Consider the following 20238-nt stretch of genomic DNA (forward strand, 5'->3'; position numbering starts at 1 on the left):
CCGCGGCGGTGGCGGCCCGGGAACGCGAAAACGCCCCACCGGTGCGATGGGGCGCCGCTACTGGTCCTGGTGCGGACGGGGGTTCAGACCGCGCTCTTCTTGAGCCGGCGGCGTTCGCGCTCGGACAGGCCGCCCCAGATGCCGAACCGCTCGTCGTTGGCGAGGGCGTACTCCAGGCACTCGGCCCGGACCTCGCACGCCAGGCAGACCTTCTTGGCCTCCCGGGTGGAGCCGCCCTTCTCGGGGAAGAAGGACTCCGGGTCGGTCTGGGCGCACAACGCGCGCTCCTGCCAGCCGAGTTCCTCTTCGTCTTCCTCGATGCCCTCACCGATCAACAGCTCAAAGAGCTCGCTCATACTGGCGCGCCTCCTCTGCCCCTCTTGGCGTCCCCGTGGTGTTGCCGTTGCCGGTGCGGCGGAACGACACGAGAGAAATTACAGTTGCGTCACTCTGGCCCAGTCAAGCCGAGCTCTGGTATTGGGCCGAGGATTCACTCCCCGGAACCAAGCCACTACGAATAGTGTACATATCCGGACAACCCGGACATCGCGCCTGGTTCCTGACCAGCCATCAGGCCCCACTGCCGCTCCCGACCGGGGCGGTCCGGGGCGATCTCAGGGCGTCCCTTCCCGGGGTTTTTCACTTCGAAACCTTAATGGGCGCTTATCACCCCATCCGGTGGTTCAGAGCCGATGTGACCCGAATGTCCGTCGGACCGCCTTGACACTGGAGGGTCGGTTGCGGTCTGCTTGCCCGCATGTCAGAGTTCCCGGCCACCTCCGCCGACCGGCGCCGCCAGGCGCTCCTCGGCGCTGCCGTGAACTCCTCGTGTTGTCGCCGCTGTCTCCGCTGTATCTAGGCGCCCGCGTCCCACCGCGCGCCGCCCCGGAACAGAGGCCGACCGCGCGACAGTCCCCCCTGAACGTCCTCGCGGCCCCGGCTGATCCACACCCGCAGCCGAACCCGAGGACGTCACCGTGCGAATGCCCCGCCCCCGCAAGCGCAACCGCGACCGCAAGCGCCTGCCCGCCCCCGCCGCGCCCCGCTGGACCGACGGCCTGAGCGACCTGTCCATCGCGGGCGACCCGCTGGCCTTCCCGCACCTGGCCCGCACCGACCTGCCCGCGCACCCCACCACGCTCGGCGGCTACGCCCGGCTGGTCCGGGAGATCGCCGCCGACCGGGCCCGCTGGGAGCCGCTGGTCCGCTACGACGCGCTGACCCGCTGGTACGCCCGGCTGGAGACCGGCCCCGGCTACGAGGTGTGGCTGCTGAGCTGGCTGCCCGGCCAGTCCAGCGGCTTCCACGACCACGGCCGCTCCTCCGGCGTGATGACCGTCGTCCGGGGCGAACTCTCCGAGCGCTCGTTGACGGCCGGCGGCGAGGGCTCGCGCGCCCTGGCCGCCGGCGGGCTGCGGGTGTTCTCCCCGGGATACCTGCACGAGATGGTCAACGCCTCGCTGGAGCCCGCGGTTTCCGTCCACCTCTACACGCCCGGCCTGGTCGAGATGAACCAGTACCCGGCCGCCGCCACGGCCCCGGAGCGTCACCGGGTGCACTGACGCGCTGGCAGGATGAAGCCATGCGAATCACTGCGTTGGCGGGCGGGATCGGCGGGGCCAGGTTCCTGCGCGGACTGCGGGCGGCCCTCACCCCCGAGGACCGGATCACCGTGATCGGGAACACCGGGGACGACATCCACCTCCACGGCCTGAAGGTCTGTCCCGACCTGGACACCGTGATGTACACCCTCGGCGGCGGCATCCACGAGGAGCAGGGCTGGGGCCGGGCCGGCGAGACCTGGTCGATCAAGGAGGAGCTGAAGGCCTACGGCGTCGGGCCCGAGTGGTTCGGGCTCGGCGACCGGGACTTCGCCACCCACATCGTCCGCACCCGGATGCTCGCCGCCGGGTACCCGCTGTCCGCCGTCACCGAGGCGCTGTGCGACCGCTGGCAGCCCGGCGTGCGGCTGCTGCCGATGAGCGACGACCGGGTCGAGACGCACGTCCGGATCACCGACGCGGACGGGCCGCGGGTGGTGCACTTCCAGGAGTACTGGGTGCGGCTGCACGCCGCCGTCGAGGCCGAGGCGATCGTCGCGGTCGGCGCCGAGGACGCGAAGCCCGCGCCCGGCGTGCTGGAGGCGATCGCCGAGGCCGACCTGGTCCTGCTGCCGCCGTCCAACCCGGTGGTCTCGATCGGCACCATCCTGGCCGTGCCCGGCATCCGGGAGGCGGTCGCCGCCGCGAGCGCCCCGGTGGTCGGCCTCTCCCCCATCGTCGGCGGCGCCCCCGTGCGCGGCATGGCCGACAAGGTGCTGGCCGCCGTCGGCGTGGAGACCACCGCGGCGGCCGTCGCCCGGCACTACGGCGCGCGCCGCGACGGCGGGCTGCTGGACGGCTGGCTGGTGGACACCGCCGACGCCGCCGCGGTCGACGAGGTGGCCACCGCCGGGATCGCCTGCCGGGCCGTCCCGCTGCTGATGAGCTCCGTCGAGGCCACCGCCGAGATGGCGCGCGCCGCGCTGGCGCTGGCCGCGGAGGTCGCCGCGTGAGCGGGAGCGCGGGGCTGCACGTCCTGCCGGTGCGCGGGCTGCCGGAGGTCGCGGCCGGCGACGACCTCGCCGAACTGATCGCCAAGGCGGGCGACTTCGCGGACGGCGACGTCGTGGTGGTCACCTCCAAGGTGGTCTCCAAGGCCGAGGGGCGGCTGGTGCGCGCCGACGACCGGGAGGCCGCGATCGACGCCGAGACCGTCCGGGTGGTGGCCCGCCGCGGCCGGTCCCGGATCGTCGAGAACCGCAACGGCCTGGTGATGGCCGCGGCCGGCGTCGACGCCTCCAACACCCCGCCCGGGACGATCCTGCTGCTGCCGGTCGACCCCGACGCCTCGGCCCGGCAACTGCGCTCCCGGCTGCAGGAGTTGACCGGGCGTCGGCTGGCCGTGCTGATCACCGACACCTTCGGCCGGCCCTGGCGCAGCGGGCTCACCGACGTCGCCATCGGCGCCGCCGGACTGCCCGTGCTGGAGGACCACCGCGGCCGGGTCGACAGCCACGGCAACGAGCTGCGGCTCACCGTCACCGCCACCGCCGACGAACTCGCCGCCGCCGCCGACCTGGTCAAGGGCAAGGCCACCGGCACCCCGGTGGCGGTCGTCCGCGGCCTGGCCGGGCTGGTCACCGAGGAGGACGGGGAGGGCGCGCGCCGGCTCGTCCGCTCCGCCGGGCAGGACATGTTCCGCCTCGGCACCTCGGAGGCCGTCCGCGAGGCGGTCACCCTGCGGCGCACGGTGCGCGCCTTCACCGACGAGCCGGTCGACGGCGGCGCGGTGCGGCGGGCCGTGGCCGCCGCGGTCACCGCGCCCGCCCCGCACCACACCACGCCCTGGCGGTTCGTCCTGCTGGAGACCGCGCAGGCCCGCACCGCGCTGCTGGACGCCATGCTCGGCGCCTGGCAGCGGGACCTGCGGGAGCTCGACGGCTGGAGCGAGGAGCGGATCGCCCGGCGCACCGCCCGCGGCGAAGTGCTGCGCGGCGCACCGTACTTGATCGTCCCGTGCCTGGTGATGGACGGCTCCCACGACTACCCCGACGGGCGGCGGGCCGCGGCCGAGCGGGAGATGTTCGTGGTGGCGGTCGGAGCCGCCGTGCAGAACCTGCTGGTCACCCTGGCCGGCGAGGGCTACGGCTCGGCGTGGGTGTCGTCGACGATGTTCTGCCGCGACACCGTCCGGGAGGCGCTCGGGCTTCCGGCGGGGTGGGACCCGATGGGGGCGGTCGCGGTGGGGCGGGCGGCGGAGGAGCCGCGGGAGCGTCAGGAGCGGTCGGCGGAGGCGTTCTTGACGGTGCGGTGAGATCGGGGCGCTGCCGGTGAAAGGCCCTCAGCAGCACGGGCCTTCCGACGGGCTCCGACCGGCAGCGGCATCGACCCGCCGTTCCCCGGGCCCCTTGATCGCTACCGTCCGCGGTGGTCGTTGGGGGTGAGGCGGGGGCCGTACTTCGGGGGGCGGGCTCCGGTGAGGGGGAGCAGGCGGCAGAGGCGGTGGCGGTGCGGGCGGTAGGGCTCCAGGAGGGCGAGCATCTGGGCGTCGTCGCTGCGGGGCCGGCCGGCCAGGGCCCAGCCGACGGTGTTGGGGAGGTGGAAGTCGCCGACGGAGACCGCGTCGGCGTCGCCGTTGCTGCGCTGCAGGGTCTCGGCGGCGGTCCACGGGCCGACGCCGGGGACGGCGGTGAGGCGGGCGAAGGCCTCCGCGGGGGGCATCGCCGCGGCCTGTTCGAGGCGGGAGGCGAGGCGGACGGCGCGCAGCACGGTCGCGGAGCGCTTGGGGTCGACGCCGGCCCGGTGCCAGGCCCAGCTGGGGACGAGGGTCCAGTCGCGGGCGGAGGGGGCGGTCCGCATGCCGAGGTCGGCGGCGGGGCCGGGGGCCGGGGTGCCGTGGTCGTGCAGCAGGGTGCGCCAGGCGCGGTAGGCCTCCATGGTGGTGACCTTCTGCTCCAGGATCGCCGGGACGAGGGACTCCATCACCAGGCCGGTGCGGGTCAACCGGAGCCCGGGGCAGGAGCGTTGGGCCTCGCGCAGCGGTCCGGGCGGGAGCGCGAGCCCGGCCGGGTCGTCCTCGGCGCCGAGCAGCGCGGGGAGCCGTTCGAGCAGCCAGCCGCCGCCGGGCCCCCAGCCGGTGGCGTCGATCTCGCCGGTGCGCTGGAGGATGCGCAGGGTGCCGGGGCCGTCCGGGGTGCGGGAGGTGCGCCAGACCGCGCCGTCGGGGGTGCGGCGGAAGGCCGGGTCGCCGCTGCCGCGCTGGAGCGGGAAGAGGGTGCGGCCGAGGTCGAGGGGGTAGCCGGGCCGCCACTGCCGGGTCTGGGCGGGCATCGGTACGTCCTCGGGGTTCGGGGCGGGGGCCGCGGGGGCCGGGTGCGGGCAGGGGCGAGCGTAACGCGACGCGGCCCTCCGACGGGCCGGGCACCCTCCCGTCCGGCGGGGGGCAGGACGTAGGCTGGGGTGCACCATGACTGCGCCTTTCGCTGCCGACGCCCGTACCCCCGCCGAGCTGCTGCAGGCCTTCCTGCGCCCGGGGTCCGCTGCCGACCCGTCCCGCCCGTTGGTGACCTTCTACGACGACTCGACCGGGGAACGGGTGGAGTTGTCGGCGAAGACGTTCGACAACTGGGTGGCCAAGACGGCCAACCTGCTGCAGGACGAGTTGAACGCCTCGCCGGACGACCGGGCGGCGCTGCTGCTGCCGGCCCACTGGCAGAGCGCCGTGTGGCTGCTGGCCTGCTGGTCGGTGGGCGTGGTGGCGGTGCCGCAGGGCGAGCCGAAGGACACCGAGCTGGTGGTCTCCGGACCGGACGGGCTGGCGGCCGCGCAGGAGTGCCCGGGCGAGCGGGTGGCGCTGGCGCTGCGCCCGCTGGGCGGCCGGTTCCCGCAGCGGCCGGACGGGTTCCTGGACTACGCGGCGGAGGTGCCCGGGCAGGGCGACCGGTTCGCCCCGTACTCGCCGGTGGACCCGCAGGCGGTGGCGCTGGAGACGGTGGTGGACGGGCTGCCGCTGAAGCTGACCGGCGAGCAGGCCGTGGCGCTGGCCCGGGAGGGCGCCGCCCGGCTGGGCCTGGACAGCGGGAGCCGCGTTCTCTCGACGCTGTCCTTCGACGACTGGACGGGCCTGGAGGCGGGCCTGCTGGCGCCGCTGGCGGCGGGCGCGTCGGTCGTCCTGTGCCGCAACTCCGGGCAGTTGACGGAGGATCAGTGGCAGAGCCGGATCGACTCCGAACGGGTGACTCTGCGTCTCGGGTGACGGGCCCGGCCCGCCGGGGCGGGTAGTCCTGGGGCGATGGCAGTGGAGTGCGGCGACGGCGCGCTCCCGTCCGGCGGAACCGGCCGGACGGGGCGCGCCGCCGCCGTTTTCCGCCGTTTCGTCGGGTGACGGGTATCACATCGCGGACGGTTTCGCGGTCAGGCTCGTCTAGGGTGTCCGGGATGAACAGCGGACACCGGAACCGGGGCGACTCGGCGGACTCGACCACGCCGGGCGTCGACCCCGCCGACCAGTGGGTGCTCGATCCGGAGACCGGCGAGTTCCGGCTCGACCTGGACGCGGGCCGTCCCGCTCCGGCCGCTCCCGCCGCGCGTTCCCGCAGTGCCGCGCCGCGCCCGCAGGGCGCCCGGCGGACTCCGGCGGCGGACTCCGCAGCGGCGGCGGGCAACGGCGGTCGACGGGGCCGGGGCGCGACGGCGGTGCCCGGCGGACGGGCTGCGCGGCGCAAGGGCCGCTCCTCGCGCGGGCGGCGGGTGCTGAAGTGGACCGCGGGTTCGCTGGGCCTGGTGCTGGTCGCGGGCTGCGGCGGCGCGTACTACGTCTACCAGCACTTCAACAACAACATCTCCTCGGTGAAGGTCGAGGTCGGCGAGGAGTCGGAGCGCCCGCAGGCGACCGACGCGCTGAACATCCTGGTGATCGGCACCGACAGCCGGGTCGGCCTCGGCCGCGAGTACGGCGACGAGGGCTCGGCCGGGCACGCGGACACCACGCTGCTGTTCCACATCTCCAAGGACCGCTCCAACGCGACGGTGCTGTCCATCCCGCGCGACCTGATGGTGCCCGTCCCGGACTGCAAGGCCGGCGACAAGAACATCCCCGGCGAGGCCCGGGCGATGTTCAACACCAGCCTGGGCCAGGACGGCCGCGACCCCGGCTGCACCTGGAAGACCGTCGAGAAGCTGACCGGCGTCCGGATCAACCACTTCATGATGGTCAACTTCGAAGCGGTGAAGACCCTTTCGACCGCCGTGGGCGGTGTCGAGGTGTGCGCCTCGACCGACATCAACGACCCGTACTCGCACCTGAAGATGACCGCGGGCCGGCACGTGGTGCAGGGCGAGGAGGCGCTGGCCTTCGTCCGCACCCGGCACGCGGTGGGCCTCGGCGGCGACCTGACCCGGATCCCGCTGCAGCAGCAGTTCATCTCCTCGATGATCCGCAAGATGAAGAGCAGCGACACCCTGACCAACCCCGGCAAGCTGTGGGACCTGGCCGACGCCGCCACCAAGGCGCTGACCGTCGACGACGGGATCGGCAGCGTCAACAAGCTGAAGGACCTGGCGCTCGACATCTCCCGGATCGACACCAAGAACATCACCTTCACCACGGTGCCGGTGATCGACGACCCGGTGGACAACAACCGGCTGGCCCTCAAGCCGAACGACGCCCAGCAGCTGTTCGCCATGATCGCCGCGGACCGCTCGCTGACCGACGTCCCGCAGCAGGAGACCGCCCCGGCCGCGCCCTCCGCTCCGGCCTCCTCCGCGCCCGCCGCGCCCCAGGTCGACGCGGCCGGCGTCAAGGTCACCGTCCGCAACGGCAGCGGCGCCTCCGGCCAGGCCGGCAAGGCCGCCACCGCCCTCCAGGGCAAGGGCTTCGCGCTGGCCGTCGCGGGCAACAACGCGGACGCGGCGGCGACCAGCGCGGTCACCTACCCGGCCGGGCACGAGGACGAGGCGCAGGCCGTCGCCGCGGCCCTCGGCCTGCCCGCGACGGCGGTGCAGCCCGGCAGCCGGCTCGGCGCGAAGGACGGCGTGGTCGTCGTGCTCGGCAAGGACTTCACCGGGGCGGGCGGCGGCGCGGCGACGGCGCCGCCGACCGAGGCGCCCAAGGACATCCAGCGGGTGCAGGCCGACGACACCAACGTCTGTGCGGCGAAGGCGAAGTAGCGGCTCGGGGCCCGGCTCTCAGGCGTCCAGGACCAGCGTCTCCGGGGCCGTCTCGGTGTAGGTCTCGCCGGTGCGCGGGCAGCGCCAGCGGCCGGGGGCGGTGGGGGTGAGCGGCTCGCCGGCCCGGCCGACCCACTTGATCCGGCGGGCCGGGACGCCCGCCACCAACGCGTGGTCGGGGACGTCCCGGTGGACCACGGCGCCGGCCGCGATCAGCGCCCAGCGGCCCACGGTGACGCCGGCCACCAGGACCGCCCGGCCGCCGACGGAGCAGCCCTCGCGCAGCGTGACGCCGCGGGCCTGCCAGTCCTCGCCGCGCTTGAGCCGGCCGTCGGGGTCGACCGAGCGCGGGTAGAGGTCGTTGGTGAGGACGGCGGCGGGGCCGACGAAGACGCCGTCCTCCAGCACCGCCGGCTCGTACACCAGGGCGTGGTTCTGCAGTTTGACGCGGTCGCCGAGCTTCACGCCGGGGCCGACGTACGCGCCGCGGCCGATGATGCACTCGGCGCCGATCTCGGCGTCCTCGCGGACCTGGGCGAGGTGCCAGACGGTGCTGCCGGGGCCGATGGTGGCGCGCGGGTCGACGTCGGCGGTGGCCTCGATCCGGGGGGCGCTGCTCGTCATGGCGCGAGCCTAGTGCGGGGGGACGGCCCCCGTCCGGGGTTCCGGGGACCGTCCTCGACGCCCCGTCAGGGGGCGGGGGTGGGCTTCGGGTCGATCGGGGCGGGCGCGGTGGAGGCGATCACCGTGCGGGCCAGCCGGCGCGGGGAGGTGAGGAAGCCGAAGCCCCAGCTCATGTGCATGGTGCCGAGGGCCAGCGGGAGCAGCAGGTGCTGCTTGGACGACAGTCCGGTGCTGCGCAGGCTGCCGAGGACGATCGCCGCGGCGTAGCCGGCCGGCAGGACCAGGAACGCCGGGTGCAGCGCGGCGCCGAGCACCAGGCCGGCCAGCACGGCGAGCAGGGCGATCGGCGGGGCCAGGTAGCGCAGGTTGACCGAGCCGCGGTGGTAGCGGGTGACCACCCGGCGCCAACGGCCGTAGTCCTTGTACTGCTTGGCCAGCGCGCGCACGCTCGGCCGCGGCCGGTAGGTGACCTGGAGCTGCGGGGTGAACCAGACCAGGCCGCCGGCCTGGCGGATGCGGTAGTTGAGCTCCCAGTCCTGGGCCCGGACGAACTCCTCGTTGTAGCCGCCCTGCTGCTCCAGCACCTCGCGGCGGAACACCCCGAGGTAGACCGTCTCGGCGGGGCCGGCCAGGCCGCCGGTGTGGAAGGCCGCGTTGCCGACGCCGATCTTCGAGGTCATCGCGGCGGCGACGGCGTGCTCCCAGTCGGTCTCGCCCTCGGCGTGCATGATGCCGCCGACGTTGGCGGCGTCCATCTCGTCGAGCAGGCGGACGGCGGTGGCGATGTAACCGGGCGTCAGCAGTCCGTGGCCGTCGACCCGGACCACCACGGGGTGGCGGCTGGCCCGGATCGCCGCGTTCAGGCCGGCCGGGGTGCGGCCGGTCGGATTGGGGACGGTGCGCACCCGCGGGTCCTCGGCGGCGAGTTCGGCGGCGATCGCGTCGGTCCGGTCCGCGGACGGGCCCAGGGCGATCACCACCTCCAGCTCACCGGCGTACTCCTGCTCCAGGATGCGGCGGACGGCGGTGCGCAGGTGACGTTCCTCGTTGAGCACCGGCATGATCACGGAGACCGCCGGCAGCTCCTCAGCAGCCTTGGTGTTCATCGTGCCCGAGCGTACCGGCGCCGGACCGCGCTTGTCAGACGGGGTCCTCCCCCGTCCGGCGCGCCGTCCGGGCGGGTCGGGCCGGCCCGCCTAGCATGCGGAAGATGCCCCACCAGCGCCCGCCCGCCCGCCTGTCCGCACCGGCCCGGAGGCGGCGGCCCGGCCGCCGGAGGTGGGGGCGCTGGGCGGCGGGCACGCTCTCCTTCGCGGTGCTGGCCACCTCGTGCGGCGGGTGGGCGGTGCTGAACGGCGTCGGCGCCTCGCTCGACCGGGTGGACGCGATCGGCGGCGGCCCCGACCGGCCGGCCGACGACGGGGCGTCGACCTTCCTGGTGGTGGGCACCGACGAGCGCGCGGGCATCCCGGAGTCCACCCTCAAGGACGTGCTGCACGCGGGCGGCGAGTCCTGCCACTGCACCGACACCATGATGGTCGTGCAGCTGTCCGCGGACCGCGGCCGGGCCACCGTGGTCTCCGTCCCGCGCGACTCCTACGTGGACATCCCCGCGCACCAGGACCCCGCCACCGGGCGGCAGGTGGCCGCCGCCAAGGGCAAGATCAACGCGGCGTACGGGATGGGCGGGGCGCCGCTGGCGGTGCGCACCGTGGAGCAGAACACCGGGCTGCGGATCGACCACTACGTCGAGGTGAACTTCCTCGCCTTCGTCTCCACCGTGGACGCGCTGGGCGGCGTCGAGGTGTGCACGCCCAAGCCGCTCAAGGACGACTACTCGGGCCTGGACCTGCCGGCCGGCACCACCCGGCTGGACGGGGCGGGGGCGCTGCGCTACGTCCGGGCCCGGCACGTGGACGGCTCCTCGGACCTGGGGCGGATGCACCGGCAGCAGAAGTTCCTGGCCCAGCTGCTGCGCCGGGCCGCCTCCGGCGGGACCCTGCTCGACCCGGCGAAGCTCACCGGGGTGCTGGACACCGTGCTGCGCTCGGTGAAGGTCGACAAGGGGCTGGGCAACGCCGAACTGCTGGACTTCGCGGGCCGGTTGAAGGACCTGTCGGCCTCGGACGCGGACTTCGCCACGGTGCCGCTGTCCGAGGTGGACCACCAGGTGCCGGGCTGGGGCTCCACCGTGCTGTGGGACGAGAAGGGCGCGGCGGCGCTGTTCGAGGCGGTCCGGGCCGGGCGGCCGCTCACCGGGGCCGCGGCCGCCGCGCCGTCCGCCGCCGCTGCCGCTGCCGCCGGGCCGAGCGCCTCGCCCGTTGCCGGAACGATTCCTCCGGCGCAGGTCCGGGTGCAGGTGCTCAACGGGGCGGGCGTCCAGGGGCTGGGCTTCCGGGTCGACGCCGAGCTGCGCAAGGCGGGCTTCGCCACCACCGGCACGCCGTCCAACGCCCCGTCCAACGCCCTGGGCGACGGGTCGGCCGCCACCCGGACGGTGATCCGCTACGACCCGCGCTGGGACGAGTCGGTGAAGACCCTGGCCGCCGCGCTGCCCGACGCCGAGCTCGATCCGGTGCCGGGCCTGGGCCCGACCTTCCAGGTGGTCGCGGGCAGCGAGTACCGGGCCCCGGCGGACCCGGCGGCGTCCTCGGCTGTGTCCTCGGCGGCATCCTCGGCGGCTCCGGCCGCCCGGGCCGCGGCGCCCGAGAAGGCCGGCCCGGCGGCGTCGCCGACGGCGGTGGCCGGTGCGGAGAGCGGCAGCGAGATCGGCTGCCCGTCCTGACCCCGGGGACGCGGCTGGCCCCGGGAACGCGGCGGGGCCGGAAGCGTCGGAACGCTTCCGGCCCACCGGGCCCGCCGGGCCCGCCGTCGGGGCGGGGTCAGTCGGAGGCGATGGCGGCCAGCACGTTCATCCGGGCGGCCCGGAAGGCCGGGACGAGGGCGGCGATCAGGCCGATGAGCACGGAGCCGGCCAGGACCACGGCCACGGTGCCGGTCGGGATCGTCAGGGCGGTCAGGCCCTGGTCGGCCAGCACGGACCGGGCGGTGACGCCCCAGGAGAGGCCGAGCGCGGTGCCGAGGACGGCGCCGAACAGGGCGATGACCACCGATTCGAGCCGGACCACCCGGCGCAGCTGGCGGCGGGAGAGGCCGATGGCGCGCAGCAGGCCGATCTCCCGGGTCCGCTCGATCACCGACAGGGCCAGGGTGTTGACCACGCCGAGGACGGCGACCACGATCGTCAGGCCGAGCAGGCCGTAGACCATGTAGAGCAGCTGGTCGACCTGGGACTTGATCATCTCCTTGTAGCCGGCCTGGTCCTTGACCGTCAGCTGCGGGTAGCCCTCCAGGGACTTCTGCAGGGCGGCGAGCACCTCGGCCTTGTCGGCGCCGGCCGAGGCGCCGGCGAACACCGCGGAGTCCGCGGGCAGTTCGCCGCCGAGCGCGGCGGAGACGGTGGGGATGCCGGTGAAGAAGTTGCCGTCGAAGAGCTGGTTGCCGGTCTTCAGGACGGCGGCGACCTTGAGGGTCTGGGTGCGGCCCTTGTCGTAGCCGACGGCGATCGGGTCGCCGACCTTCAGGTGGTGCGCGTCGGCGAACTTCTGGTCGACCGAGAGGCCGCCGGGTTCGGCGAAGACGCCCTCGGCGGTGCCGGCGGCGAGCGGCAGCCGGAAGTCCCGGGTGAAGCTCGGGTCGGCGGCGACCAGTTCGGTCTCGGTGCGGGTGCCGTCGGGGGTGGTGAGGTCCGCCGGGACGGACTTCTGCCGGGTGACGTGGTCGATGCCCGCGGTGTGCCCGACCGCGTCGGCCATGGCCGGGGTGAGGCCGGTGCGGCCGCCGGCCACGATGTAGTCGGCGCCGACGGACTTGTCGATCTGGGCGGTGGCCGAGGTGACCATGGAGGAGGTGACCACGGAGGCGCCGATCACCACGGCCAGGCCGATCATCAGGGCGGCGGCGGTGGAGCCGGTGCGCCGCGGGTTGCGCATCACGTTCCGCTGGGCGAGGCGGCCGGCCGGGCCGAACAGGGCGGGCAGCGCGCCGCCGAGCAGCCGGAGCAGGCCGGAGACCAGCAGCGGGCCGAGCACCACGGCGCCGACCAGGGTGGCGAGCACGCCGAGGCCGATCAGCATCCCGCCGGTGGAGCCGGTGGAGGTGCCGGCCAGCACCAGGGCGGCGGCGCCGAGCACCGTGACCAGGGCGCCGACTGCGACCCGGATCCGGTTGGCCCGGGGCTCGGGCGGGGCCGCGTGGTCGAGCAGCGCGGCCATCGGGGTGATCCGGGAGGCCCGGCGGGCCGGCACGAACGCCGCGAACAGCGTCACCAGCACGCCGACCGCGTACGACACGGCGGGCACCGTCCAGGTGACGTCCAGCGAGGTGGCGTCCAGGTTCATCCCGGCGGCCTTCATCAGCTGGATCAGGCCGAGCGCCAGGCCGAGGCCGGCGCCGATGCCGAGGGTGGAGCCGAGCACGCCGAGGATCAGGCCCTCGGTCAGCACCGAGCGGTTGACCTGGGAGCGGCTGCCGCCGATGGCGCGCAGCAGGCCGATCTCCCGGGTCCGCTGGGTGACCAGCATGGAGAAGGTGTTGACGATCAGGAAGCCGCCGACGCCAGCCGCCAGGACGGCGAAGCCGAGCATCGCGTACTTCATGAAGTCGAGGAAGGAGCCGACGTCGTCGGCGTTCTCCTGCTGCTGCTCGGCGGCGGTCTTGGCCTGGAAGCCGCTGCCGAGGTCGGCCAGCGCGGCGGCCTTCAGCTGCTCGTCGCTGCGGCTGCCGTCGCCGAACACCTCGACCGAGGTGTACGCCTCGGTGCCGAGCAGCACCTGCTGGGCGGTGGGGGTGTCCAGGAAGGCGAGGGCGGCGCCGGGGTTGGTGGTGCGGAAGGTGGCGATGCCGGAGATGGTGAAGTCGTGGTCGCCGCTGTCGGTGATGACCCGCAGCCGGGCGCCCAGGCCGAGGCCGGACTTCTTGGCGGTGTCGGCGTCCAGCACGATCTGGTCGGCGCCCTGCGGGACGTGGCCGGAGGTGACGTCGACCGAGTTGCGCGGGGTGTCCGTCCAGTTGCCGGTCAGGGTGGGGGCGCCGGTGGTCGGGCCGACCAGCTTGTTGGTGGCCGGGTCGACCAGGACGGCGGTGGAGACCATGACCTGGCCGAGGGCGGCCTTGACGCCGGGCTCGGCGGCGAGCTTCGCCGGGGTGCCGGCCGGGATGGTGGGGATCGCGGCGGGGCCGCCGCGCCGGGCCATCTCGTCCTCGGCCTTGGCGACCGAGAGGTCGGAGGCGGTGGCCGCGAACAGCTTGTCGAAGGTGCTGGTGGCGGTGTTGTAGAAGACCAGGGTGCCGGCCACGAAGGCGACCGAGAGCACCACGGCGAGCAGGGAGAGCACCAGGCGCCACTTGTGGGCGAAGAAGCTCCGCAGCGAGGTCTTGAGCAGCATGTCTTCCGGCCCCGTCTCAGCTGGTGCGCTTGCCGTCGAAACGGCGCATGCGGGTCAGGACGGTGTCGGCCGTGGGGTTGTGCATCTCGTCGACGATCCGGCCGTCGGCGAGGAACAGCACCCGGTCCGCGTGGCCGGCGGCCACCGGGTCGTGCGTCACCATCACGATGGTCTGGCCGAGTTCGTCGACCGAGCGGCGCAGGAAGCCGAGCACCTCGGCGCCGGAGCGGGAGTCGAGGTTGCCGGTGGGCTCGTCGCCGAAGATGATCTCGGGGCGGGCGGCCAGCGCGCGGGCCACCGCGACGCGCTGCTGCTGGCCGCCGGAGAGCTGGCCGGGGCGGTGCTTGAGCCGGCCGGACAGGCCGACGGTGTCGATCACCTGCTCCAGCCAGGCGCGGTCGGGCTTGCGGCCCGCGATGTCCATCGGCAGCGTGATGTTCTCCACCGCGTTCAGCGTGGAGAGCAGGTTGAACGCCTGGAAGATGAAGCCGATCTTGTCCCGGCGGAGCCGGGTCAACTGCTTGTCCTTCAGGCCGGTGATCTCGGTGTCGCCGATCCAGATCCGGCCCTGGGAGACGGCGTCCAGCCCGGCCAGGCAGTGCATCAGCGTGGACTTGCCGGACCCGGAGGGGCCCATGATGGCGGTGAAGCGTCCGCGCTCGATGTCCACGTCGACCGCGTCGAGCGCCGTCACCCGGGTCTCCCCCGCGCCGTACGCCTTGGTGACCTGCCGGGCCTGGGCGGCGGCGGTGCCGCGCTCCGGCAGGTGTGAGAGGTGAGCGGCGTTCGCTGCCGTGGTCACTGAATGCTCCTCGCTGTGGGTCCACCCGTTGGCCCCCAGCCTTCCGGGCACCGCACCGGTCGCGGAATCCAGCAGGCATCCGTCTTCGGGGTGGGGCCAGCACCACCTTCGTGGTGGGGCTGGGGGGGATGGCTCCACGGTAGGAGCGGCGGTCGGGGCCGGTCGTCCTCCACCGGGCTGAGCCCCGTCCCGGGAATGCGTCCGGGGCCCGGGCCCTCTCCCCTAGGGGTTGCCGCGGCGCGGTCTGAGGGTCCGGGCCCCGGTCGGAGCCCTCTGGTTGACGAACGGTCAGCCGGTGGTGGCGAGTTCCGCGCGGGGCGCGAGTGCGGCGGAGAAGGCGTCCACCACCGGGGTGAGCAGAACCTCGGTCTCGCGCTCCAACTCGGTGGCGCCGTCCTCGCGCACCCCGACGTGCCGGTCCAGCACGAACCAGCCCTGGGTGACGTGCCCGGCGCCCATCGCGTTGAGCACCGGCCGCAGCGCGTAGTCCACCGCCAGCACGTGCGCGGTGGAGCCGCCGGTGGCCAGCGGCAGCACCGTCTTGCCGCGCAGCGCGTACTGCGGCAGCAGGTCGAGCAGGGCCTTCAGCAGGCCCGAGTAGGCGGCCTTGTAGACCGGGGTGCCGATCACCACGCCGTCGGCCTGCTCGAACAGCTCGACGGCCCGGGCTATCGCCGGGTCCGAGGTGTCCGCGGCGAGCAGGGCGGCGGCGGGCAGCGCGCGGGCGTCCAGCGGGTGCACCAGGTGGCCGTCGGCGGCGAGCCGGCGGTCGACGTGGCGCAGCAGCCGGGTGGTGCGGGAGGTCGCGGACGGGGAGCCGGAGACGGACAGGATCACGGCCATGGAGTCACCTCGGGGCGTACGGCCGCGGGCAGGGCGCGGCCGGGGAAGGGAGGAGGAAGAGGGGAGGCGAGGGCGCGGGTCGCCTGGGGTGAGTGCGCGCGGCGGGCATCGTCAGCCGCGACACAGCGAACAGGACACCCGGCCGTGGTCGACGTGCCGCCGACGGGTGAGGACCTGAAGCTGCTCCATGCCGTCATGCAAACACGCCCGGTTTCGGCGGGTCAAGGCCGTGCCCGCCTGGTGAACACTCCCCGGAACCGTCCGCGCCCTGCATCAAAACGGCCACAACGGGGCCCGCGGCGCCCCCGCGATCACTGCGCGGCGCCCGGTTCGGGCATCCTTCCCCCATGAACACGTGGCAGGAGCGCCCGGGGGGCGGCGCATACGGGCAGGGCGACGCGGCGCGGGGCCAGGGCGGACCGGCGGCCGAGCCGCCGCTGCCGCCGGAGCTGAATCCGCGCGGCACGGGCGTCCCGCTCTCCCGCCCCGCCCAGCAGGACCGGCCGACCACGGGCCGCCCGCCCGGCCCGGGCCAGCACCCCGGCGGGCAGCCCCCGTACGGCGGCGGCGGGCAGCCCCCGTACGGCGGCAGCGGCAGCGGCGGGCAGCCCCCGTACGGTCGGCAGCCCCACGGCCAGCAGCCGTCCGAGCCGCAGCGGCCCGGTGGGGCGGCCCCGGGGCCGGGCCGGGGGCCCGGCCGCGCCGCTCGCGCAAGAAGATCGTCGGCTACTCGGTGCTCGGCCTGGTGCTGGCCCTGCTGGTCACCATGGTCGGCACCTACTTCTGGGCGGACGGCAAGCTGCACCACGAGAACGTGCTGGCCGACTACCCGGGCCGCCCGGCCGCGGGCAAGGGCACCAACTGGCTGATCGTCGGCTCGGACAGCCGGGCCGGCCTGACCGACGCCGACGAGCAGAACCTGCACACCGGTTCCGCCGAGGGCAAGCGCAGCGACTCGATGATGATCCTGCACATCGGCGACAACGGGAACACCCTGATGTCGATCCCGCGCGACTCCTGGGTGCAGATCCCGGCGCACCAGGACACCTCCGGCAGCGGCAAGACCATCCCCGCCGCCACCCACAAGATCAACGCGGCCTTCGCGGCGGGCGGCGGCCGGCTGCTGGTGCAGACCGTCGAGACCAACATGGACCTGCGGATCGACCACTACGCCGAGATCGGCTTCGCCGGCTTCGTCGGCCTGGTGGACGCCGTCGGCGGCGTCGAGATGACCATCGACCAGCCGGTCAAGGACAAGGACTCCGGCCTCGACCTGCAGGCCGGCACCCAGACCCTGAACGGCAAGCAGGCGCTGGCCTTCGTCCGGCAGCGCCACCAGATGGCCGACCAGGACCTCGGCCGGATGCGCAACCAGCAGAAGTTCCTCGGCGCGCTGGCCAAGCAGGCCGCCTCGCCGACCACCCTGCTCAACCCGTTCACCTTCTACCCGCTGGTCTCGGCCGGCCTGGACACCGTGATCGTCGACGACGACGCCGGGCTGACCGACCTGGGCTCGATGTTCCTCGCCATGAAGGGCGTCACCGGCGGCGACGGCAAGACCATCACCGTCCCGATCGGGAACCCGGACTACCACACGCCCACCGGCGAGTCCGCGGTCAAGTGGGACCCGGCGAAGTCCAAGGCGGTCTTCGACGCGATGAAGAACGACACCGCCGTCCCCGACGTGAAGTGACCGCCCGCTGAGGGGGGTGCGCCCCGCGGCGGCGTTCGGAATTCGTACGGCGAATCCGAACTGCCGCCGCGGGGCGCGTCGTTGACGGCGGGTCGGGGGGCCGGACAGGAGAATGTCCGCCATGTCGCTGGTGACCGCCCTCATCTACCGCCGCCGCAGCCGGCCGTTCGGCCGCCTGGTCCAGGAGGCCCTGGCCCTCTACGGGATGGAGGTGCCGGCCGCCGCCGAGATCGGCCCCGGCCTGGTGGTGTTCCACCGCGGCTTCGGCACCGTCCTGCACCCGTACACCACGCTGGGCGCGAACGTCACGCTGTACAACGGCGTCACCATCGGCCGGGCCGACCCGTGGGTCCCGCAGGAGCTGTCCGCGATGCGGCGGGTGGTGCTGGAGGACGGCGTGGTGGTCTGCGCGGGCGCGAAGATCGTCTGCAAGAGCGGCACCCTGACCGTCGGCGCCGACACCGTGGTCGGCGCCAACGCCGTCCTCACCCGCTCCACCGGGCCCGGCGAGATCTGGGCCGGCGCCCCGGCCCGGAAGGTCGGGGAGCGCCGGCGGGTGAGCGAGCAGGGACGCGAACCGGTCGGCGGGTGAGCGGGCCGGGGCGCGAACCGACCGCCCGTCAGGGCAGGTTGCGGGCCATGACGATGCGCTGGACCTGGTTGGTGCCCTCGTAGATCTGGGTGATCTTCGCGTCCCGCATCATCCGCTCCACCGGATAGTCCCGCGTGTACCCGTACCCGCCCAGCAACTGCACCGCGTCCACCGTGATCTCCATCGCCACGTCCGAGGCGAAGCACTTCGCCGCCGCCCCGAAGAACGTCAGATCACCGTCCGTACGCTGCGACTTCGCCGCCGCCGCATACGTCAACTGCCGGGCGGCCTCCAACTTCATCGCCATGTCCGCCAGCATGAACTGCACACCCTGGAAGTCCGCGATCGCCTTCCCGAACTGCCGGCGCTCCTTCACGTACCCCTTCGCGTAGTCCAGCGCGCCCTGCGCGATACCCAGCGCCTGCGCCGCGATGGTGACCCGGGTGTGGTCCAGCGTGCGCATCGCCGTGGCGAAACCGGTGCCCTCCGCCCCGATCATCCGCTCCGCCGGGATCCGCACGTTGTCGAAGTACACCTCCCGCGTCGGCGAACCCTTGATCCCCAACTTCTTCTCCGGCGCACCGAAGGAGACCCCCGCATCCCCCTTCTCCACCACGAACGCCGAGATCCCCTTCGAACGCTTCTCCGGATCCGTCACCGCCATCACCGTGTAGTACTCCGAGACACCCGCGTTGGTGATCCACCGCTTCACCCCGTTGAGGACCCAGAAGTCCCCGTCGCGCACCGCCCGCGTCCGCATCCCCGCCGCGTCCGAACCCGCCTCCGGCTCCGAGAGGCAGTACGAGAACATCCCCTCCCCCCGCGCCAGCGCCCCCAGGTACTTCGCCTTCAACTCCTCCGACCCCGCCAACTGCACCGGCAGCGACCCCAGCTTGTTCACCGCCGGGATCAACGACGACGACGCACACACCCGCGCCACCTCCTCGATCACCAGCACCGTCGCCAACGCGTCCGCCCCCGCACCACCGAACTCCTCCGGCACGTGCACCGCATGCAGATCCGCCGCCCGCAACGCGTCCAACGCCTCCTGCGGGAAACGCCCCTCCTCGTCCACCGCCGCCGCGAACGGAGCGATCTTCGCCTCCGCCAGCGAACGCACCGACTCCCGGAGCATCTCGTGCTCCTCGCCGAGCCGGTAGAGGTCGAAGTCCGCCCCGGAGTTGCCCGCCATGTTGCTCGCCCCTCACGTTAATTACCGTTAAGTAGTGGACATCCTAGGGTCGGGGGCGCCCCGGCGGCAGGTGACCGGGGCAACAGGGCGGGCCCGGGTTCAGCTGACGTCCCGGCCGAGGATGTCGGCGCTGGTGCGGTGCTCGGCGAGGTAGTCGTCCATCCGGTCGGTGCGCATGGCGGTCCACAGCACGCTCGCGGCGCCGTCGTCCATCAGCACCACCGCCTGGCCGTCGACGGTGTCGAAGCCGCCGAAGGGGGCGTTCATGAAGTGCACGCCGTCGGGGCGGATGTCGCGCAGGCTCCAGGCCAGGTCGTAGAGGTCGGTGTTGCTGAGCCGGTCGTCGACGCTGGCGACGTCGCCGATGGTGCCGAGCAGGCCGGTGAGCTTGGACGGGCTGGCGAGGGTGCCGGAGCTCATGGTCCTGAGCATCAGGGCGCGCAGGAAGTTCTGCTGGCGCTTGGTGCGGTCGAGGTCGCCGCCCGGCAGGCCGTGCCGCTCGCGGACGTAGAGCAGCGCCTCGGCGCCGTCCATGTGGTGGGTGCCGGCCAGCCACTCGCGGGCGTCGCCCTTGGCCTCGATGGTGCGCGGGATGGTGATGTCCACGCCGCCGACCGCGTCGGTGAGGGCCCGGAAGCCGTTCCAGTCGATCACCGCGAGGTGGTCGATCCTGATCCCGGTGAGGTCCTGGACGGTTCGGACGGTCAGCGCGGGGCCGCCCCAGGAGTAGGCGGCGTTGATCTTCGCTTGACCGTGGCCCGGAACCGGCACCCAGGTGTCGCGCGGGATGGAGACCAGCGCGACCGACTTCCGGTCGGCCGAGATGTGCATCAGCATCATGGTGTCGCTGCGCTGGGCGCCCGCCTGCCAGGCCGGGGCCTTGGCGTCCCTGCCGGTGGTCGGCTCGTCGGAACGGGCGTCCAGGCCGACCAGCAGGAAGGTCTGGCCGCTGTGCGGGACGGCCGACGGCTGCTCGGAGGCCGGCAGCGTCGGGAAGGCGTCCGGGATCCGCCGCACCGAGGAGGCGTAGTGGTCGGCCGCCCAGAGCAGCCCGCCGAACGCCCCGCCCGCCAGCACCAGCAGCACGGCCAGCGTCCACGCCAGCAGCCGCCGGCCCCGGCGCCGGCGCGGGGCGGGTTCCGGCGCGTCCCCGTCGGGGTCGGCGGGATCGGGTTCGTCGTCCTCGTCGCGGTCGAAGATGCTCAGCGGGCCGGGGTCCTCGTCCGGTTCGTCGTGCCGCCCCTTGGAAGTCATGGCGGCATTGTGAACCTTCCGTACAGGTCTTCGAACGAAAACCGTGAAACCGGCTCATCCCCGGCACTCGGCGGGGCGGCTA

17 protein-coding genes are annotated in these 20238 nt (G+C 73.9%); 8 read left to right on the forward strand and 9 right to left on the reverse strand.

The genetic code is table 11. The features are described 5' to 3' along the window. Positions 1 to 83: 83 nt before the first annotated feature. Positions 84 to 356: a WhiB family transcriptional regulator gene (locus tag OU787_RS11410; RefSeq protein ID WP_014136066.1), complete on the reverse strand. Its 273-nt coding sequence runs from the start codon at positions 354 to 356 to the stop codon at positions 84 to 86. 627 nt (positions 357 to 983) lie between these two features. Here OU787_RS11410 and OU787_RS11415 point away from each other — a divergent pair. The 3 genes from OU787_RS11415 to OU787_RS11425 are packed head-to-tail and all read left to right on the forward strand — an operon-like array spanning position 984 to position 3855. Further along, positions 984 to 1562, forward strand: coding sequence for a cysteine dioxygenase (locus OU787_RS11415; RefSeq protein ID WP_380376837.1), 579 nt, complete (start codon positions 984 to 986; stop codon positions 1560 to 1562). Between the two features lie 20 nt (positions 1563 to 1582). Next, positions 1583 to 2554, forward strand: coding sequence for a 2-phospho-L-lactate transferase (gene cofD, locus OU787_RS11420; RefSeq protein WP_030461921.1), 972 nt, complete (start codon positions 1583 to 1585; stop codon positions 2552 to 2554). Further along, on the forward strand, positions 2551 to 3855 hold the full coding sequence (locus OU787_RS11425; RefSeq protein ID WP_268659263.1) for a coenzyme F420-0:L-glutamate ligase: 1305 nt from the start codon (positions 2551 to 2553) through the stop codon (positions 3853 to 3855). The genes cofD and OU787_RS11425 overlap by 4 nt, the downstream gene beginning before the upstream one ends. 101 nt (positions 3856 to 3956) lie before the next feature. Here OU787_RS11425 and OU787_RS11430 read toward each other — a convergent pair whose 3' ends face one another. Next, the gene (locus tag OU787_RS11430) at positions 3957 to 4871 is read right to left on the reverse strand and encodes a DNA-3-methyladenine glycosylase family protein (protein ID WP_268659264.1); all 915 of its coding nucleotides are present in this window, start codon (positions 4869 to 4871) and stop codon (positions 3957 to 3959) included. Between the two features lie 136 nt (positions 4872 to 5007). Between OU787_RS11430 and OU787_RS11435 the strand changes: the two genes are divergently transcribed. Together OU787_RS11435 and OU787_RS11440 are read left to right on the forward strand one after the other, a co-directional pair. Further along, positions 5008 to 5796 carry a TIGR03089 family protein gene (locus OU787_RS11435; RefSeq protein WP_030461924.1) on the forward strand — a complete coding sequence of 263 codons (789 nt, stop codon included), beginning with the start codon at positions 5008 to 5010 and terminating at the stop codon, positions 5794 to 5796. Between the two features lie 182 nt (positions 5797 to 5978). Continuing rightward, complete coding sequence (locus tag OU787_RS11440; protein ID WP_268659265.1) at positions 5979 to 7709, forward strand: LCP family protein; 1731 nt, start codon at positions 5979 to 5981, stop codon at positions 7707 to 7709. A gap of 18 nt (positions 7710 to 7727) precedes the next feature. On the opposite strand, the gene OU787_RS11445 is transcribed toward OU787_RS11440, so the two are convergent. Then, entirely contained in the window at positions 7728 to 8333 is a 606-nt protein-coding gene (locus tag OU787_RS11445; protein WP_268659266.1) for an acyltransferase, read from the reverse strand. A gap of 65 nt (positions 8334 to 8398) precedes the next feature. Further along, entirely contained in the window at positions 8399 to 9439 is a 1041-nt protein-coding gene (locus OU787_RS11450) for a glycosyltransferase family 2 protein (protein ID WP_268659267.1), read from the reverse strand. Between the two features lie 104 nt (positions 9440 to 9543). Between OU787_RS11450 and OU787_RS11455 the strand changes: the two genes are divergently transcribed. Further along, on the forward strand, positions 9544 to 11118 hold the full coding sequence (locus OU787_RS11455) for an LCP family protein (protein WP_268659268.1): 1575 nt from the start codon (positions 9544 to 9546) through the stop codon (positions 11116 to 11118). Positions 11119 to 11215: 97 nt separating this feature from the next. Here OU787_RS11455 and OU787_RS11460 read toward each other — a convergent pair whose 3' ends face one another. The 3 genes from OU787_RS11460 to ssuE form a co-directional block, all read right to left on the reverse strand. Continuing rightward, positions 11216 to 13780 (reverse strand): ABC transporter permease, encoded by a 2565-nt coding sequence (locus OU787_RS11460; RefSeq protein WP_030461929.1) that lies wholly within the window; start codon positions 13778 to 13780, stop codon positions 11216 to 11218. Positions 13781 to 13796: 16 nt separating this feature from the next. Further along, positions 13797 to 14582, reverse strand: a complete 786-nt coding sequence (locus tag OU787_RS11465; RefSeq protein WP_232795075.1) for an ABC transporter ATP-binding protein — start codon at positions 14580 to 14582, stop codon at positions 13797 to 13799. A 288-nt stretch (positions 14583 to 14870) separates the two neighbouring features. Then, a complete protein-coding gene (gene ssuE, locus OU787_RS11470) occupies positions 14871 to 15425 on the reverse strand; it encodes an NADPH-dependent FMN reductase (RefSeq protein ID WP_030461931.1) in 555 nt (184 codons plus the stop codon). A 733-nt stretch (positions 15426 to 16158) separates the two neighbouring features. Between ssuE and OU787_RS11475 the strand changes: the two genes are divergently transcribed. Together OU787_RS11475 and OU787_RS11480 are read left to right on the forward strand one after the other, a co-directional pair. Continuing rightward, positions 16159 to 17118: an LCP family protein gene (locus tag OU787_RS11475; RefSeq protein ID WP_268659269.1), complete on the forward strand. Its 960-nt coding sequence runs from the start codon at positions 16159 to 16161 to the stop codon at positions 17116 to 17118. Positions 17119 to 17239: 121 nt separating this feature from the next. Beyond that, on the forward strand, positions 17240 to 17710 hold the full coding sequence (locus OU787_RS11480) for a serine O-acetyltransferase (protein ID WP_051817280.1): 471 nt from the start codon (positions 17240 to 17242) through the stop codon (positions 17708 to 17710). A gap of 28 nt (positions 17711 to 17738) precedes the next feature. Here OU787_RS11480 and OU787_RS11485 read toward each other — a convergent pair whose 3' ends face one another. Both OU787_RS11485 and OU787_RS11490 read right to left on the reverse strand, forming a co-directional pair. Beyond that, entirely contained in the window at positions 17739 to 18902 is a 1164-nt protein-coding gene (locus OU787_RS11485) for an acyl-CoA dehydrogenase family protein (protein ID WP_268659270.1), read from the reverse strand. A gap of 99 nt (positions 18903 to 19001) precedes the next feature. Beyond that, positions 19002 to 20156: an LCP family protein gene (locus tag OU787_RS11490; protein ID WP_268659271.1), complete on the reverse strand. Its 1155-nt coding sequence runs from the start codon at positions 20154 to 20156 to the stop codon at positions 19002 to 19004. Between the last annotated feature and the right edge of the window lie 82 nt (positions 20157 to 20238).

The sequence above is a fragment of the Kitasatospora sp. YST-16 genome (assembly GCF_026802215.1).
Lineage (GTDB): Bacteria > Actinomycetota > Actinomycetes > Streptomycetales > Streptomycetaceae > Kitasatospora > Kitasatospora cineracea.